Source organism: Paraburkholderia franconis (genome assembly GCF_009362735.1).
In the GTDB taxonomy this organism is placed as follows: domain Bacteria; phylum Pseudomonadota; class Gammaproteobacteria; order Burkholderiales; family Burkholderiaceae; genus Paraburkholderia; species Paraburkholderia franconis.
Window position 1 is genome coordinate 1 of the sequence record NZ_WHNP01000233.1, and the last position, 1,046, is coordinate 1,046.

Sequence of the window (1,046 nt, forward strand, 5' to 3'; positions counted from 1 at the left end):
GCGCCGTTGTTGCCGAGCGTCTGGCCATTCGCGCGCTGATACGCCTGCAATGCGTACAGGCCCGTGCGCTTGGACAGCGAGTAGTACTCGGACAGGTTGAACTGCTGGTACTGCGCGCTGCTCGTGATGCCGTTGGCCTTCGTCGCGCGCGTGTAGCTGTAGCCCGTCGCGAAGTCCCATGCGGCCGTCGGCTTCCAGTGCAGCACGATGCCGCCCGTGTTCCAGATCGCCTCGCTGTGGAACGCCGAGCCGGCGCCGGGGATGTACTGCACGTTCGTGTACGTCGCCGTGATGTCGAACTGGCTGTTGAATGTGTAGCCCGCGCCGACTGCGAAGCGCTGCTGCGCCTGCGCCGTGCGGTAGCCGTTGGTCACGGCGGAGACGCCGGCCTGCGCGCCCGCATTCGACGTCGTCGAATCGGCACCGAATGCGCCGCCGCCCACCGTCGAGTTGTTGATCCGCGAGAAGCCCACGGCAATACCGACAGGACCCTGCGCGTACTGGATCGCCGTGCTCCACGTCGAGCCCTGGTTCACGCTGCCCGGCACGCCCGCAAACGAATACGAGCCRCTGAACTTGAAGCCATACAGCTGCGGCGACATGTACAGCAGCGTGTTGTTCGCGCGATAGATCGTGTCGAGGCCATCCACGTCGCCCGGGTGTGCACCGTAGAAACCGGTGAGCCACGTGGTCGGGCTATACGGCGACAGCAGCTGGTAGTACGACGCGTACTGGCGGCCCGCCGTCAGCGTGCCGTACGTGCCGTTCGTCACGCCGACGAACGCCTGGCGGCTGAACATCAGGTTGGTCGTCGACATCGCGCCGCTGTTCGCGCTAAAGCCCTCTTCCAGCGTGAAGATCGCTTTCGTGCCGCCGCCCAGATCTTCCGCGCCCTTCAGGCCGAAGCGGCTGCCTGCCCACACGCCCGTGATCATCTTGAACGCCGAGTGGCCGCCCGACGTCGAGCCGAGCGTCGTCGAGCTCGACTGATAACCGATGCCGTTATCGACGATGCCGTACAGCGTCACGCTGCTTTGCGCGAACGC

At 65.6% G+C, this 1,046-nt stretch carries 1 protein-coding gene; it reads right to left on the minus strand.

Annotated features, from left to right (window positions below; genetic code table 11):
* Positions 1-1,046: porin (locus tag GCT13_RS47865; RefSeq protein ID WP_152768453.1), on the minus strand; the 1,046-nt coding region annotated here is incomplete at both ends.